General features: G+C 61.0%; 12 protein-coding genes. 9 read left to right on the top strand and 3 right to left on the bottom strand.

Going from position 1 to position 15,959, the window contains the following annotated elements; all coding sequences use genetic code 11:
* On the top strand, window positions 1–309 hold a 309-nt coding region (locus VIM98_RS11135; RefSeq protein WP_331993177.1), incomplete at its 5' end, for a response regulator.
* Complete coding sequence (ung, locus tag VIM98_RS11130) at window positions 306–1,010, top strand: uracil-DNA glycosylase (protein ID WP_331993176.1); 705 nt, start codon at window positions 306–308, stop codon at window positions 1,008–1,010. The genes VIM98_RS11135 and ung, both read left to right, overlap by 4 nt.
* Before the next feature lie 54 nt (window positions 1,011–1,064).
* On the opposite strand, the gene VIM98_RS11125 is transcribed toward ung, so the two are convergent.
* Complete coding sequence (locus VIM98_RS11125; RefSeq protein WP_331993175.1) at window positions 1,065–2,534, bottom strand: insecticidal delta-endotoxin Cry8Ea1 family protein; 1,470 nt, start codon at window positions 2,532–2,534, stop codon at window positions 1,065–1,067.
* 236 nt (window positions 2,535–2,770) lie between these two features.
* Window positions 2,771–3,568 (bottom strand): helix-turn-helix transcriptional regulator, encoded by a 798-nt coding sequence (locus VIM98_RS11120; protein WP_331993174.1) that lies wholly within the window; start codon window positions 3,566–3,568, stop codon window positions 2,771–2,773.
* Window positions 3,569–3,710: 142 nt separating this feature from the next.
* Between VIM98_RS11120 and VIM98_RS11115 the strand changes: the two genes are divergently transcribed.
* From VIM98_RS11115 to VIM98_RS11085, 7 genes are all read left to right on the top strand, one after another.
* Window positions 3,711–4,691, top strand: coding sequence for an alpha/beta hydrolase (locus VIM98_RS11115; protein ID WP_331993173.1), 981 nt, complete (start codon window positions 3,711–3,713; stop codon window positions 4,689–4,691).
* Between the two features lie 182 nt (window positions 4,692–4,873).
* The gene (rpoH, locus tag VIM98_RS11110; protein ID WP_331993172.1) at window positions 4,874–5,740 is read left to right on the top strand and encodes an RNA polymerase sigma factor RpoH; all 867 of its coding nucleotides are present in this window, start codon (window positions 4,874–4,876) and stop codon (window positions 5,738–5,740) included.
* A gap of 85 nt (window positions 5,741–5,825) precedes the next feature.
* Window positions 5,826–6,506 (top strand): response regulator transcription factor, encoded by a 681-nt coding sequence (locus tag VIM98_RS11105; RefSeq protein WP_331993171.1) that lies wholly within the window; start codon window positions 5,826–5,828, stop codon window positions 6,504–6,506.
* Window positions 6,507–6,563: 57 nt separating this feature from the next.
* Complete coding sequence (locus VIM98_RS11100) at window positions 6,564–7,979, top strand: HAMP domain-containing sensor histidine kinase (RefSeq protein ID WP_331993170.1); 1,416 nt, start codon at window positions 6,564–6,566, stop codon at window positions 7,977–7,979.
* Between the two features lie 238 nt (window positions 7,980–8,217).
* A complete protein-coding gene (locus VIM98_RS11095) occupies window positions 8,218–11,421 on the top strand; it encodes an efflux RND transporter permease subunit (RefSeq protein WP_331993169.1) in 3,204 nt (1,067 codons plus the stop codon).
* Window positions 11,411–12,595 carry an efflux RND transporter periplasmic adaptor subunit gene (locus tag VIM98_RS11090; RefSeq protein WP_331993168.1) on the top strand — a complete coding sequence of 395 codons (1,185 nt, stop codon included), beginning with the start codon at window positions 11,411–11,413 and terminating at the stop codon, window positions 12,593–12,595. Before VIM98_RS11095 ends, VIM98_RS11090 begins: the two co-directional genes overlap by 11 nt.
* The gene (locus VIM98_RS11085) at window positions 12,579–14,042 is read left to right on the top strand and encodes an efflux transporter outer membrane subunit (RefSeq protein WP_331993167.1); all 1,464 of its coding nucleotides are present in this window, start codon (window positions 12,579–12,581) and stop codon (window positions 14,040–14,042) included. The genes VIM98_RS11090 and VIM98_RS11085 overlap by 17 nt, the downstream gene beginning before the upstream one ends.
* Before the next feature lie 145 nt (window positions 14,043–14,187).
* On the opposite strand, the gene VIM98_RS11080 is transcribed toward VIM98_RS11085, so the two are convergent.
* Window positions 14,188–15,903 (bottom strand): Ig-like domain-containing protein, encoded by a 1,716-nt coding sequence (locus VIM98_RS11080; RefSeq protein ID WP_331993166.1) that lies wholly within the window; start codon window positions 15,901–15,903, stop codon window positions 14,188–14,190.
* Window positions 15,904–15,959: the final 56 nt, after the last annotated feature.

Genomic DNA, 15,959 nt, shown 5'->3' with positions numbered 1-15,959 from the left:
GTGCTCGATACCGCGCATGCGCAAGGTTCGGTAGGTGTCGATATCGTCCTGACCGATGTCAGCCTGAAGGGCGAACTGACCGGCGGCGATCTGCTCGAACGTATTCGTCGCGATTACGGTTATGGTAAAGGGACGTTGCCGGTGCTGGTGATGACGGGCGATGAGAATCCCGCCAATCAAGCCGCACTGCTGAAGGCCGGGGCGAACGACCTGGTCGAGAAGCCGATCGAGGAGAAGTTGTTGATTACCAAGTTGCTGTTCCAGCTGCGTGTCGCACGCCATCTGCGCGAGCGCGCCACCACGGTATGAATACCGAGCGAGTGAAACTGGAGCCTTCGTGGAAGGCTCGCATCGGTGCCTATCTCGAACGGCCGGAAATGCAGGCGCTATCGGCCTTTCTGCGTGCGGAAAAACAGGCGGGCAAGGTCATTTATCCACCGGGTCCGGAGATCTTCGCCGCTTTCGATCACACGCCGTTCGACGCGGTGCGCGTAGTGATCCTGGGGCAGGATCCTTATCACGGTCCCAACCAGGCGCATGGGTTGTGCTTTTCGGTGCGGCCGGGTGTGCAGATGCCTCCTTCCTTGCAGAATATCTTCAAGGAAATCCAGCGTGACCTTGGCATTGCGCCGCCGGATCACGGTTGCCTCACACCGTGGGCAGATCGTGGTGTGCTCTTGCTCAACGCCGTGCTCACGGTCGAACGCGGCAATGCGGCTTCGCATCAAGGCAAGGGCTGGGAAGGTTTTACCGACGCGGCAATCGATGCGCTCAATCGCGAGCGTGAGGGCCTGGTATTCATGCTGTGGGGTTCGTACGCACAGCGGAAAGGCCAATTGATCGATACGCACAAGCATCGGGTGTTGAAGGCTGTGCATCCGTCGCCGCTTTCGGCGCACCGTGGCTTTATCGGCTGCGGGCATTTTTCCGCGGCAAATAGCTATCTGTCGGGGAACGGATCGGCGCCTGTCGATTGGTCGCTTCCACCGCGTTCCGAGCTCCTGGTTTAAGGTCTCGCCTCAGCGCCTCTCTCCGAGTTTTGGAGAGAGGCGCTGAGGGTTTTGCTAGCGAATAAGCCGGTTTGGCAATCGTGGCGCGCTTACCTGAGCGATTCGCGCGCGGATGGCCTCCGAGAGCGGCTTGGCCTCCTGGTCGATGAGTTGAAATCCGAAGATGCAGCCGCTTACGGCGTTTACCGCTGCTCCAGTACTTCTGCCCTCGCCAACGCTCCTGATGGACGAGAGGCAGTGGTCTGCATAGCTGCTACTGTAGAGCGAATCGAGATCTCCATCAGTGCTGCCGAAATGGTGTTGCGTACCGTCAGGCTGGACATGAAGAACCATGGTGGAGACTCCGGCGGAGTAGAAGCCTTGGACATGGCTAACGTATTTGTTGTGTACATCCTTACTCAGCATCTGTCCGATCTTTTTGCCGGTTTCCAGCGTGGGGTCGTTTTCATAGTCGAGAGAAAATCCCATCAAGAAACTGGTGCGCCATTGCTCGTTATTCCAGATTCTTATGTCTTTCAGTCGAGAGTTAGGGGCGCTCCAATCGGGAATCTTGCTGGGTGATGTGGACTCCAGATCCCACCAGCCACAAATGGGAGAGAGTATTTCCCGGTCGAGTTTTATCGTTGCGCCGTTAGGGAACTTGGCGGCGTCGAATGCATACCAGGTGTCTCGCAAGTCCAGGACATCGACCTGGAGATTCGCCTTGGTCGCAAGCATGGCGGACAAGGGCATATTTCTGGTGAGGGGCGTGCCTATGTTTGGATTGTCTATCCTGGCTTTTTCGATGGCTGCTGCGACGTGTGTGTCAACGTATTGCGTGTAGCCGTCTATTCTTCGCCTGAGCTCTTCCTGGTAGTTTGCAATGGAAGTATCGTTGAAGCCGAGCTCTTTTCCTTTGAGAACGATATCGTGGAGCAGGCTCAGATGCAGCGTTGCGCCCATGGCAAAAAGTGGGAGCAGAGGCACTTCCTCTCCGGATATCTGGAAGCCGGGCACGATACCTGTAAAAAATACATTGACTGCTATGCACGTCTCCCTGATTTCCTGCGGGTCATTGGCGTTGACTGCATTCCGATAAAGCGTTGAGACATCGGTGAGGCCGATAAGATCTTGTTTGACCTTATTGAATAGCGCTTCGGAAATGCGTGCATCGATAATTTTTACCCAAAGCTCTTCGACCGAGGTGCCGGGAATAGGAATGAACAGAGCGGCTAAGTGGGAAAGGATGCCGCCGCTGGGAACAAAGGGAAGTTTGAGATAGAGGAGAAGTAACTCGCGCAATGCTTTGGCTGTCCACTCGATCGGGTCCGCTCTCGACTGGCTGGTGTCCGCCAGGGGGCGGCCGAACGCATCGACCAGGCTGGAGGAGGCAGGGTCGAAAGAAGCCAAGCCAGAAGATGCCAGCAAGGGTGCCGATGCTATGCACGCGGCACCAAGCGCCGATCTCTGCATGAAGCGTCGCCGGCCCGGCTGGAAGGGTTGAGGAACGCAGGCAACCTCGCCGCGGGTGGGTTTCCTTATCATGTCTCGTCCTTGATGAAGAGGGTAAAGGTGTTGCTGTTGCGGGTACGGAGATCGTCGTCCACTCATTCGCCAGGAATGCGTGGGGCGGTGCCTTTCCGGGGAGGCATGAGAGTCGAAGGAGGTTGCAGCAATAAGTCAGACAATTAGCCGCGCCGACGACTGATTGCGGCGCGCGCCAGCAATCGGCGCGCTACGAGCTCCCATGGGCATCGTGCAATCGTTGTATAGGAAGAAGCCTAGGCTTCTTTCGCCAATGCCTTACAAAATGCTGCGGTTTCTTCATTCAAAGGAAAGCAGCACTCGATATGTAGATCGTCCAGTGTGATATCGCGTGGCGTGCCGAAGGTGGTGAAGGTAGAGAAGAAACTCAGGCGCACGTCGCCGCGTTCGAGGATAGTGGTCAGCAAAGGCGATACCGATTGATCGACTGCGCGTTGTCGCCATTGGGCTGGCACGTCCGGAAACGCCATGGCGCGATCGAGCAGTTCCCTGGCGCGGATGTCGCTCGGCGTGGCGGCGATCGCGTTGTGCAGGTGTCGCAACAAGCCGCTGCCGACTTCCTCCCAATTGGCGAAGCATGGGCGCATATCGTCAGGATCGAACGCCTGCAGCAGCATGTTTCGATGCGCGCTGTCGCGCCCCCCCAGCATGTAGCGCGAGGTGCGTTGTGCGGCTTGGTTGGCCATCACGATGTCCCAGTGGCGGTTGAGCAGGAAAGCGGGGTAGGGCTCCTGCTGCTGCAGGATGTATTCGATCGCCTGGCGTACCTGGCTCATCTCCGGGGTATTCAGCGGGCGCTCCGGGTAAAGCGACGCATAGCCGGCCGAAACCAGCAGCGCATTGCGATCGCGTAACGGTATCTCGAGCGTTTCGGCCAGCTTGACCACCATGTCGCGGCTGGGTTGCGATTTGCCAGTCTCCAGGCAGCTCAGGTGCCGCGTGGAAATGCCGGCCGCCAGCGCGAGATCGAGTTGGCTCAGGCGGCGGTTAATCCGCCACTCGCGTAGAAGGGGACCGACAGGCGTAGCGTGCATGCGTTCATCCGGAGGAGTGGCTGGCAGCGATGATAGGCGGCGCGCGAATCAGCGACCATGACCTCCCAAGTCATTGCCGCGCTACCGGGATCGCTTGAAAGATGCGCTCGCCCGATCGGGGCGATCTTCCAGAGGATGTTCCATGCAGCGCCGAACCTTCCTTCAACTGGCTGGGGCATCGATAGCCGCCGGTCTGCTCGCTGGCTGTGCCTCGCATGAAGCGGCGGCCACGCGGCGGGGTTCGCCAGCCGGGCTGGATTTGGCGACTTTTCATGCATCGCGCCGCTTTGCCCGTACCAGATACGGCAACATTGCCTACATCGAGCGTGGAGAGGGCCAGGTAGCGTTATTCCTGCATGGTTTTCCGCTCAACGGCTTTCAGTGGCGCGGTGTGCTGCCGAGGCTTGCGCCTTACCGCCGCTGCATCGCGCCGGATTGGTTGAGTCTGGGGCATACCGAGGTCGCAGCGGGCATCGCGGTGACGCCGCAAGCCCAGGCGGACATGCTGGCGGGGTTCATGGATCGGCTGGATATCGCCCAGGCCGATCTGGTTGCCAACGACAGCGGCGGGATGGCCGCCCAATTGTTTGCGGTGGCCTATCCGGGGCGTGTGCGCTCGCTGCTTCTGACCGATTGCGATACCGAAATCGACAGCCCGCCCGCAGCGGTTGTGGAAGTCATCGAACAAGCCCGCAAAGGTCGCTTTGTTCCTGACAACCTGGCGCCGCAACTGGCCGACAAGTCCCTGGCACGTTCGGCCAACGGTATCGCCGGACTCTGCTACAGCAAGCCGGGCAGTCCCACCGACGAGGCCATCGATTGCTACTTCCGGCCGGTCATGGCGACGCCCGAGCGGATCGGGCTGATCAACGACTATTGCATGAGCTTTGCGCCGAACCCGCTGGCGGGCATTGAACCCAGGCTGCGGCAATTGCGTGTGCCGGCGAAGATCCTCTGGGGAGAGGCCGAGGGCATCTTCGCCAAGGCGGCTCCCGGCTACCTTGACCGGGTGTTACCTCTGTCCCATGGCGTGCGAATGATTCCTGGCGCCAAGCTGTTCTTCCCTGAGGAATACCCCGAGATCGTCGCCGAGGAGGCTCGCAGGCTCTGGGGTGTCGGTTAACTGTTTGAATAAATGGAAGTTAAAGGCAGCTTGGGGTGGTTGTTGCGCTGCAGGGTATCTCTGGACAAGCGAGGGACATTCCTGTACTATTCGGTTTAGCAAACGAACTGGAACTATTCAGTGCGTTAGCACTCCCACCCCAGGAGTGCTAAGTTGTTCCCCAAGTTTCTAGGAGGTTCCTCATGTCACAAGCTTTGGCGACCGCCTCCCTGCCGGTACCCAGTGTTGTCGGCAGTCTGGATGCGTACATCTCGGCGGTCCACCGTATCCCGGTGCTCAGCCAGGACGAGGAGCAGGCCTTATCACGTCGCTTCAACGACGATAACGACCTGGAGTCGGCCAAGAAGCTGGTGATGTCGCACCTGCGTTTCGTGGTGCACGTTGCCCGCGGCTATAACGGTTACGGCCTGCAGCTTTCCGACCTCATCCAGGAAGGCAATATCGGCCTGATGAAGGCGGTCAAGCGCTTCGACCCGGATCAGGGCGTGCGTCTGGTCAGCTTCGCGGTGCACTGGATTCGCGCCGAAATGCACGAATTCATCTTGCGTAACTGGCGCATCGTGAAGGTCGCTACCACCAAGGCGCAGCGCAAGCTGTTCTTCAACCTGCGCAAGAGCAAGAAGCGCCTGGGTTGGATGAATGCCGAGGAGGTGCGCGTAGTGGCCAAGGACCTGGGTGTTCCGGAGGCGACTGTGCGCGAGATGGAATCGCGTCTGTCCGGCCGCGACATCGGTTTCGAAGCGCCGACCGATGCCGACGACGAAGCCAAGCCGGCACCGGAAGCCTTCCTGATCGACGACGGCGCCGATCCGTATGACAGTATTTCCGAAGCCGACGCCAGCGAAAACCAGATGGGCGCGCTCTCGGTGGCGCTGTCCAAGCTCGACGCCCGTTCGCGCGACATCATCCAGCGCCGCTGGCTGACGGACGGTGAGAAGGCGACGCTGCAGGATCTTGCCGATGAGTATGGCGTGTCGGCGGAGCGTATCCGTCAAATCGAAGCCAATGCGATGAAGAGAATGCGTGGCGAGATCGAGGTTGCCGCCTGAAGTCAGGCGGATGGATGTGAAAACGGCCCCTCCATGGGGCCGTTTTTTTCCCTTCGCATCGATAATCCGGCAGTATGATTTGCGTATGCCGCAAGTTCTGGTCATCGAAGACGACGAAGTCACCGCCCGGGAGATCGTGGCGGAGTTGAGCGTGCACGGCATGGTTGCCGAATGGGTACCCGATGGGCGACATGGGCTGGAGCGGGCGCTGGATGGCAGCTTCGATCTGATCACGCTCGATCGTATGCTGCCGGGCATGGACGGCATCGACGTCGTCGCGGCGCTGCGTCGCGCCAAGGTCGATACGCCGGTATTGATGATCAGTGCTCTGAGCGATGTCGACGAGCGCGTACGCGGCTTGCGTGCCGGCGGCGACGATTACCTGACCAAGCCGTTCGCGCCGGACGAGATGTCGGCGCGTGCCGAAGTCCTGTTGCGTCGCCGGCAAAGCGCCGATGGCGGCAATCGCCTGCGTGTGGCGGATCTCGAGCTGGACCTGGTGCGCCACGTCGCGCATCGCAACGGCCAGGTGCTGAACCTGTTGCCTACCGAGTTCCGCCTGCTCGAATTTCTGATGCGCAACTCCGGCCAGGTGGTGACCCGGACGATGATCTTCGAAGCTGTCTGGGGTTTTCATTTCGATCCGGGTACCAACGTGATCGACGTGCATATCGGCCGGCTGCGTCGCAAGATCGACAGCGCCGGCCAGACGCCGTTGATCCGCACGGCGCGCGGCACGGGCTACATGCTCGCCGTGCCGCGTTAGGCGTATGCTTTCTTAACTCTCCCGTGGTGCCCGAGGGTACCAAGCGAAGACAAGGCCATGACTGCTCACTCCCTTACCTGGCGCTCGGCGACATCGCGCCTGATCCTGGTCTACGGCGCATTGTTCGCGGCGTGGGGCCTGATCCTGGTCGGCGTGATCCAGTGGGAAACCACACGCTATCTCAACAATGTCATCGACCAGATCATCGTGCAGCGCATGCACTATCTGGCCGACACCGAGCAGGAGAGGTTGCCGGCGACGGTGGACGCGGCCGGTCTGATCGATCCGCATGGAGTGATGTCGGTCGGCCTGTTCGATGCTTCCGGCAAAGTCCTGGCGGGCAATATCCGTAGCTACCCGTCCACCATCGTCGTCGATGGCGTGCCGCGACTGCTGCCGGGAGGCATTCCGCGACCGTTCCGCGCCGATGGCCTGGTGCGCGCGCGCGCTGTCGCCTCCCGCCTCCCGGACGGGCGCATTCTGGTGATCGCCAAGGACACCAGCACCCTCGACGGCCTGGGCATCATCGTGTGGCGAGCGCTGCTCTGGGGTATCTCGCTGACCGTGATTCCCGGCCTGCTGGGCGGTTTCCTGTTGCGGCGAGGTCCGGCGCGGCGTATTCGCGCCTTGCAGCAGGCGACCGACCCCATTCGCCAAGGCGACCTGACCAAGCGCTTGCCGGTCGGCCGGCGCGGTGACGAGCTGGATCTCCTGGCCGGCATCGTGAACACCATGCTCGACGAAATCGAGCGGCTGATGAACGAAGTCAAAGGCGTGTGCGACAACATCGCGCATGACTTACGCACGCCGCTGACGCGCCTGCGCGCACGCCTGTATCGCGCGCAGCAGCAGCTTCTAGGGCAGCCGCAGGCTGCCCTGCTGGATGCCTGCGTCACCGATGTCGATGGGTTGCTGGCGCGCTTTCGCGCCTTGTTGCGCGTCTCCGAGTTGGAAGACCGTAACCGTTGCGCCTGCTTTGCCGAGGTGGATCTGGACCAGGTGCTCAAGCAGGTACATGAGTTCTATGCGCCCTTGGCGGAGGATCGCGGCCAGCCGTTCATCCTGGATCTGCAAGCCCTGCCGCCTGTGCGGGCCGATGCGCACCTGATGTTCGAGGCGCTGGCCAACCTGGTCGGCAATGCGATCAAGTTCACTCCCTCGGGCGGCAGCATCCAGCTGCGGGCGCAGATGGATAAGCTCGGGCCGCGTATCGATATCCTCGATAGCGGACCGGGTATTTCCGCTGACGAGCGCGATGCGGTGACGCGCCGGTTCTACCGGGGCGATAACAGCCGCACTACGCCCGGTTCGGGGCTGGGATTGAGCATTGTCAGTGCGATCGTCCGGCTGCATGGGTTCGCGCTGGAGATCGGCGATGGCGATGCCGGGGCGCGGATTACGTTGTACTGCTATACGCCGGAACCGGGGCAGGTGACCAAGCCCAGGCAGGTGCCGGCGCTGGCGGCGGCTTGAATGGGGGCGGCGCGCCGCGCGGTCCACGCTTTTCTCTATATGGACCGGGAGAGTGGGCACGCCGAGGCAAGCCCTGCTTTCCCCTGACGGATCTCACCTTGAAGGGGTGGGAAGGCATCTTCTTGCCCATGACAATAGTTGAAAGATGAAATTATCTTCATCGACCTGAGCGATCCGCCGGCCCGGGTCGCATGCGAAAATTGCGGCGACGCATCATCAGCGCTCGGAATCCCCAGGCATGTTCAGCATTGTCCGGATCGCGCTTTCGCGACCGTATACGTTCGTCGTCCTCGCCTTGTTGATCCTCATCATCGGCCCCCTGGCCGCGATGCGGACACCCACCGATATCTTCCCCGATATCAAGATCCCTGTGATCAGCGTGGTGTGGCAGTACACCGGCCTTCCGCCCGACCAGATGGCCGGACGTATCTCTTCGCCATTCGAGCGCGTGCTCACCACGACGGTGAACGACGTGGAGCACATCGAGGCGCAGTCGATCAACGGCTTCGGCGTGATCAAGATCTTCTTCCAGCCGACGGTGGATATCCGTACCGCCAATGCGCAGGTGACGGCGGTCGCGCAGACCCTGCTCAAGCAGTTACCGCCGGGTATCACGCCACCGTTGATCCTGAACTACAACGCTTCGACCGTACCCATCATCCAGCTGGCGTTGTCGGGCAAGGGCCTGACCGAGCAGAACCTGGGCGACCTGGGCCTGAATGCGGTTCGTCCGGTACTGACCTCGGTGGCCGGTGCATCGATCCCGTTCCCCTTCGGCGGCAAGTCGCGCCAGGTGCAGATCGATATCGACTCGGCCGCTCTGCAGGCGCGCGGCCTGACAGCACAGGATGTGGCCAATGCATTGGCAGCGCAAAACCTGATCGTACCGATTGGCACGCAGAAAATTGGCCAATTCGAATACATTCTGCAGCTCAATAATGCGCCGTCGGATATCAACGACCTGGGCAATCTGCCGGTCAAGACGGTCAATGGCACCACGGTGTATATCCGGGATGTCGCCAACGTGCGCGACGGCGCGCCGCCGCAGACGAATATCGTGCACGTGAATGGCAACCGTTCGGTGTTGATGACGGTGATGAAGAACGGTTCGGCTTCGACGCTGGCGATCATCGCCGGCGTAAAGCAGAAACTGCAGGATGCCAAGGATTCGTTCCCCGATAATCTGGAGATCGCGCCGATCGGCGACCAGTCCCTGTTTGTACGCGCCGCTATCGGTGGCGTGGCGAAGGAAGGCATCATCGCCGCGGCGCTGACCAGCTTGATGATCCTGCTGTTCCTCGGCAGCTGGCGTTCGACGGTGATCATCGCCATTTCGATTCCGCTGGCGATTCTCGGTTCGATCATCGCCTTGTCGGCCATCGGCGAGACGCTGAACATCATGACATTGGGCGGCCTGTCTCTCGCGGTTGGCATCCTGGTGGACGATGCCACGGTGACCATCGAGAACATCAACTGGCACCTGGAGCATGGCAAGGACGTCGAGACCTCGATCCTCGATGGCGCGGCGCAGATCGTGACACCGGCCTTCGTATCGCTGCTGTGTATTTGCATCGTGTTCGTACCGATGTTCTTCCTCGAGGGCGTTGCGCGCTTCCTGTTCGTGCCGATGGCCGAAGCGGTGATGTTCGCGATGATCGCTTCGTTCATTTTGTCGCGCACCTTGGTGCCGACGATGGCCAAATACTTGTTGCACCCGCATGCGCCGCATGTGGACGACAATGGCCACCACATCTCGTTGCCGCCCTCGAAGAATCCGCTGGTGCGCTTCCAGCGTGCCTTCGAGCGTCGTTTCGATGCGATCCGCGATGGCTACCATGGGCTGCTGGCGACGGCGCTGGAGCATCGAAAGGTGTTCATCGGCGGCTTCCTCGGCTTTGTGGTGCTGTCCTTCGCGCTGGTACCGTTCCTGGGTCGGAACTTCTTTCCTGCGGTGGACGCCGGTCAGGTACTGATGCACGTGCGCGCGCCGGTCGGTACACGCGTGGAAGACAGCGCGACCTTGTTCGCCAATATCCAGGATGCGATCCGTCGCATCATTCCGAAGGAAGAGCTCGGCACCGTGGTCGATAATATCGGTCAGCCGGTCTCGGGCATCAACACGGCCTACAACAACACCGGTACCATCGGTTCGTGGGACGGCGATATCCAGCTGAGTCTCAACGAAGGTCACCATCCGACCGCCGATTATGTGCAGCGCATGCGCGAGGAATTGCCGCGTCAGTTCCCGGGCGTGACGTTCTCGTTCCCGCCGGCCGATATCATCAGCCAGATTCTCAACTTCGGCTCGCCCGCGCCGATCGATCTGCAAGTGCGTGGTGCCAACCTGTCGGCGAATTTCGCCTACGCCACAGGTTTGTTGCGTGACATCAAGCGTATTCCGGGCGTGGTCGATGCACGCATCCAGCAGTCGCAGGCCAACCAGGGTTTCAATATCAACGTCGATCGTACGCGTGCGCAGTTGCTGGGCGTAACCGAGCGCGATGTGACCAACTCCCTGGTCGTGAACCTGGCCGGTTCCAGCCAGGTCGCGCCAACATTCTGGCTGAATCCGCAGAACCAGATTTCGTATCCGATCGTGATGCAGACACCGCAGTACAGCCTGGACAATCTCTCGCAGTTGCAAAATCTGCCGGTCAACGGCACAGGTGGCACGCCGCAGGTGCTCGGCGGTCTGGCAACGTTCTCGCGTTACGCCGGCAACGCGGTGGTCAGCCAGTACAACATCCAGCCGATGGTGGAAATCTTCGCTACCACGCAGGGACGCGATCTTGGTGCCGTAGCTGCCGATATCCAGAAGGCAGTAAGCGATCATGCCAAGAGTTTGCCCAAGGGCACTTCGGTGGCACTGCTGGGCCAGGTGCAGACCATGAACAGCGCCTTCTCCGGCCTGCTGTTCGGCCTGCTGGGTGCCGCGGTGCTGATTTACCTGCTCATCGTGGTGAACTTCCAGTCCTGGGCCGACCCGTTCGTGATCATCACAGCGTTGCCCGCCGCGCTTGCCGGCATCGTGTGGATGCTGTTCGCAACACACACCACACTGTCGGTGCCTGCCTTGACCGGCGCGATCATGTGCATGGGTGTGGCGACCGCCAACTCGATCCTGGTGGTGAGCTTCTGCCGCGAACGCCTGGCCGAGCACGGCAATGCAGCGCAGGCGGCGCTCGAAGCCGGTTACGTGCGATTCCGTCCGGTGTTGATGACCGCGCTGGCGATGGTCATCGGCATGGGGCCGATGGCGCTCGGCCTCGGCGAAGGCGGCGAGCAAAACGCGCCGCTCGGTCGCGCGGTGATCGGTGGCCTCATTTTCGCAACCACGGCGACGCTGTTGTTCGTCCCTGTGGTGTTCAGCATCATCCACGCGCGGCACGGCCGCGCCCCGTCCCCGGCGTCTGCTTCCGGAGAGCCCGTCCATGTCGTCTGAATTCAAAACTCCCACGCCCACCCATCCGCGCAAGCTGCGCCTGGCCGGGGTCATCGGCGTCATCCTGGCGGTCGGCATCGTCGCTATCGGCGTGACCACGCGCGCGACCGATGCGCACAAGCTCAAGAACTGGACCGACGAGCAGGCCATTCCCACTGTGGGCGTGGTCGATCCGGAACCGGGTAAAGCCGGTAACGGTCTCGAGTTGCCCGGTCGCCTGGAAGCGTACGCGCGCGCACCGATCTTCGCGCGCATCAACGGTTACCTGAAGGATTGGAAAGTCGATATCGGCACGCCGGTGAAATCCGGGCAGTTGCTCGGCGAGATCGACACGCCCGACCTCGATCAGCAATTGCTCCAGGCCAAGGCCGACTACGCCAGTGCCAAGGCCAATCAGGATCTGGCTGCGATCACCGCCAAACGTTGGCAGGCGATGCTGGGTTCGGATTCGGTCTCCAAGCAGGAAGTCGATGAAAAGACCGGCGACCTGACCGCAAAGACGGCGCTGACGAACGCGGCCAAAGCCAATCTGGATCGCCTCGAAGCGACAAAGGCGTTCGCACGCATCATTGCGCCATTCGACGGTATCGTCACCGCCCGCAATACCGATGTCGGTCAGTTGATCAATATCGGCGGCGCACCCGGGCAGGAACTCTTCACCGTGTCGGACGTGCGCAAGCTGCGCGTCTACGTGCAGGTACCGCAGAACTATGTGCCCTCCATCAAGCCGGGCTCCGTGGCGGCGTTGACCGTGCCCGAGCACCCGGGTCAGGTGTTCAAGGCGACGGTGGAATCGTCCGCGCAAGCCGTGAACGCGGCTTCGGGTTCGACCCTGGTGCAGTTGTCTGTCGACAACGCCGACAATCAACTCATGCCCGGTGCGTTCGCCAACGTAAGGTTCGACCTGCCGATCAGCGCCACCGCGCTGCGCGTGCCGGCCAGCGCGCTGGTCTTCGATAACCAAGGCCTGCGTGTGGCCGTGGTGGGTGCGGACAACAAGGTTGCGTTCAAGAAGGTCACCATTGCGCGCGACTTCGGCAAGAACGTGGAGATCGGCACGGGCCTGGATAAGGGCGATCGCGTGATCGAGAGCCCGCCGGACGGCCTGGCCGATGGCGATGCGGTGAAGATTGCGGAAAAGACGGCGGATAAGCCCAATGAAAAGAAGGCTTGATTTCGCGCTGGCTCTGGCAGTGTCGGCGGCACTGGCCGGCTGCTCGCTTGCGCCGACGTACAAAGTGCCCGAGGCGCCCGTCGCCGACCACTACAAGGAGCCTGCCCAGCAACAAGGTCCATGGGTGCCGGCGCAACCCTCCGATCAACTGCCGCGCGACGGTTGGTGGAAGGTCTACGGCGATCCGCAGCTGGACGATCTGCAGCAGCGCCTGCTGGCGCATAACGCCGACCTCGAGGCTGCGCTTGCGCACTTCGAGCAGTCGCAGGCGTTCTATCGCCAGACGCGCGCCGACCTGTTTCCGCAAGTCGGCGTGGCCGGCAACGGCCAGCGCGATCGTGAATCCGACACCAAGCCGTTGCGTGGCGCGACCTCGCCGGCCTGGTACAACTCGTTCACCGCGGTCGGTGAAGTCGACTATGAAGTGGATCTGTGGGGCCGCGTACGCAACGCGGTGACTGCGAGCAAGGATCAGGCGATCGCATCGGCGGCCGACCTGGCTTCGGCGCAGCTCAGCCTGCAGGCACAATTGGCCGATAGTTATGTCGTGCTGCGCGGACTCGATCAGCAACTCGACTTGCTGCGGCAGAGCACCGATGCCTTTGCCAAGGCGCTGCAATTGACCCAGACGTTGCATCAGGGCGGTATCGTCTCTGGCCTGGATGTGGCGCGTGCGCAGACGCAGTTGTCGACGGTGAAGTCGCAGTATTCGCAGACCCAGGCGCAGCGCGCTCTGGTCGAGCATGCGATTGCAGTGCTGGTCGGCGAGACACCCTCGACGTTCAGTATCCAGCCCGAGACGAAGGCGATTCCGCTGCCGGCCGTGCCGGCCTCGGTGCCGTCGACCTTGCTGCAGCGTCGCCCCGATATTGCCGCAGCCGAGCGGCGTACCGCCGCAGCCAATGCCGAGATCGGCGTGGCACGTGCGGCGTACTTTCCGTCGCTGGGTCTGAGCGTGCAAGGCGGCTACCAGAGCGACGTCTACGGTAGCCTGTTGTCGACGCCGAATCGTATCTGGGCATTCGGTCCGAACATCCTGATGGATATCTTCGATGGCGGCCGGCGCAAGGCCCAGGTAGCCGCGGCCAAGGCGGCTACCGAAGAAGCTGGCGCGAAGTACCGTAGTGTCGTGCTCAATGCGTTTGCACAGGTCGAGGACAATCTTGCCCAGATCGATCGTCTGAGCGCCGCGCTGGTCGACCAGAAGGATGCTGCCGATGCCGCGCAGCACTCGCTGGATCTGGCCATGGATCGCTACAAGCAGGGTGCCGTCGGTTATCTCGATGTGGTGCAGGCGCAGACGACCGCGCTCGATGCGCAGCGCAGCTTGCTCGGTCTCGATACGCAACAGTTGCGCTCGAGCGTGCAGTTGATCCGCGCCTTGGGTGGCGGCTGGTCGACGGATGCATTGGCCGATGCGTGGAAGAAGAAGCCTGAGACCAAATAGGTTTCTTCTTTTTCGGGACTGGCGTTATCCCTCAATCCAACTTTCTCCTCAGCGGCTGCAGAGGAGGAAGCATTGGCTGCGCTATTGCGATGCACTGAGACTGCCCTCAGTGCGCGTTCCGCCAACCCTCATTTGGCCTTGGGCGTCACTGCTCGCCGATAAAAAACCCCACCTGGCGGGCCAGCGCTTCGCACGGTGCGCCCGTACCCGGATCCGTGGCGGTTGCGCGCAGATCGGCAGTCACTAAGGTATTCGCTTGAATGGTCACTTCGCTGACGCCGCTGGCATCGGTTTCCTGTGTCGCCGGGTCGACTGTTGGAAGGTCGGCCCCAGCGCTGCCATTCTCCCAACGCCATGTCACTTTCACGTGTTTAATCGGTGCTCCCGCCTTGTCCACAAAGATCGCCTTAGCGGTCAGCGGCTTTCCTAAAGTGAGCGACGCCCCGTTCTGGGGGTATTCGATCAAGAGCTCGCTGTCCGCGGCGGCAGCAAATTGAATGCCTTCAACCCGCATGACGTCCATGCCATGGGGAGCTAAGGGATTGGGTGAGACAGCCAGCAGCGCGACGGTAAGCCCCTTCGCGCCCGCGGTTGCTTGAAAGTCGACGCTGACCAGAGGAAATCCACTCCATGGTGCATCGACGATAGCGGGTAGAAAAGACACCGCATCGGTATAGGGATCGGTGGACCAGGTCACCTTCTTTCCCTTCGCCAGTTCACGCTCCGCGAATCGATACGCCCCTTGTACCGGGTGGGGTTGTTCTATCGACAGTTGCGAGTCAGGTGTCGGGTCAAGCATCTTGCAGTCGGTTGGGAGTGCCCCGGCCTTGGCATTAAAAGTAATCGGACAGCTCACTCGCAGGCTACCGCTGGTAGCGACCAGGATGTCACCGAAATTGACGCCATTGTGAATCGTCAATTTAGCGCGAGTCTGGCCGTTTGCGTCGGTGATGCCTTTGCCTAGAGGCTCAGGAGGAGCCAACAAGCCTCGCTGCCACGACCAGCGTACGGCTTGCCCGGATACCGGCTGGCGATCCTCGTCCACTAATGTCGCGGTGACGATCATCGCGCAGTTAACCGGCTGAATAGTCGCGTCTAATGCCGGTGTAATGTACAGCTGCCTCGCCGGAAGGGCGCTGGCTACTCGCCAGTAGACGGTGACAGGCTCAAGCGATGAGTCGGGATCCTGGGGACGTATCGTGATACTCAGCGCATCTTCCTGGATCGAGGCGTTTGCCGGAATCCTGAGTTCAGCGCGTCTGATCAGATTCGGCTGACCATCGGCAAGCCTTCCCTGGTCAGGCAAAGGGGTAAGCTCGGCCTGTGCGGCGGAACACTCCCAAATGAGAGAAGGGAAGGCCGGATTGTTATCTGGCCACGGGTGCAGCCCATTACGAAGCGTGTGGTAGATGCTTATGATTATTCGCGAGTCACGTGGAAGAACCGCCCTGGCAGGTGGCCACATGACTTGCGTTTGCAATGGCGCAGTCCAAAGATCGCGATAGATCCGATAGGTCGCTTCGCCGACAACGGCGTATCCGAGATCGCCCCAGTAGCGGACGCTAGGGAACCGGATCTGGCCGCTGAACCTCTTATATTTAGAGCAGGGCCAGGGAAACAGCGCAATGCCGTTCTCGTCCGCAATCTGCGTGCTGATGGCGTTATCGTCCAGCCAGGTGTCATCCCACATTTGAACCGGCGAATCCTGAGCCAGGGGGGCGCCGGTGTAATAAGTGATGCGAACAGGAATAAGCCAGACATCGTCTTTACCGCACGTCGTACAGAGCGACGTGCTATCCGGGGAGCGGAGAAATTCTGCGGAATATGGGTAAAAAGGAGGGTCTTTATCTGTCGGGCTCATGGGATTTGCCTCCTGCTTGGCTAGTGATTTGTCCTGCTATTGCAGTGACAAGCTAG

The organism is Dyella sp., from assembly GCF_036568765.1.
Lineage (GTDB): Bacteria > Pseudomonadota > Gammaproteobacteria > Xanthomonadales > Rhodanobacteraceae > GSA-30.
This window is presented reverse-complemented; position numbering and strand designations above follow the sequence as displayed.

Excerpts from the sequence above, each read along its gene's own strand:
- VIM98_RS11090 (WP_331993168.1), top strand. The coding sequence starts at position 11,411 with ATGTCGTCTGAATTCAAAACTCCCACGCCCACCCATCCGCGCAAGCTG.
- VIM98_RS11100 (WP_331993170.1), top strand. The coding sequence starts at position 6,564 with ATGACTGCTCACTCCCTTACCTGGCGCTCGGCGACATCGCGCCTGATC.
- VIM98_RS11095 (WP_331993169.1), top strand. The coding sequence starts at position 8,218 with ATGTTCAGCATTGTCCGGATCGCGCTTTCGCGACCGTATACGTTCGTC.
- VIM98_RS11115 (WP_331993173.1), top strand. The coding sequence starts at position 3,711 with ATGCAGCGCCGAACCTTCCTTCAACTGGCTGGGGCATCGATAGCCGCC.
- ung (WP_331993176.1), top strand. The coding sequence starts at position 306 with ATGAATACCGAGCGAGTGAAACTGGAGCCTTCGTGGAAGGCTCGCATC.
- VIM98_RS11080 (WP_331993166.1), bottom strand. The coding sequence starts at position 15,903 with ATGAGCCCGACAGATAAAGACCCTCCTTTTTACCCATATTCCGCAGAA.
- VIM98_RS11105 (WP_331993171.1), top strand. The coding sequence starts at position 5,826 with ATGCCGCAAGTTCTGGTCATCGAAGACGACGAAGTCACCGCCCGGGAG.
- VIM98_RS11125 (WP_331993175.1), bottom strand. The coding sequence starts at position 2,534 with ATGATAAGGAAACCCACCCGCGGCGAGGTTGCCTGCGTTCCTCAACCC.
- VIM98_RS11085 (WP_331993167.1), top strand. The coding sequence starts at position 12,579 with ATGAAAAGAAGGCTTGATTTCGCGCTGGCTCTGGCAGTGTCGGCGGCA.
- rpoH (WP_331993172.1), top strand. The coding sequence starts at position 4,874 with ATGTCACAAGCTTTGGCGACCGCCTCCCTGCCGGTACCCAGTGTTGTC.
- VIM98_RS11120 (WP_331993174.1), bottom strand. The coding sequence starts at position 3,568 with ATGCACGCTACGCCTGTCGGTCCCCTTCTACGCGAGTGGCGGATTAAC.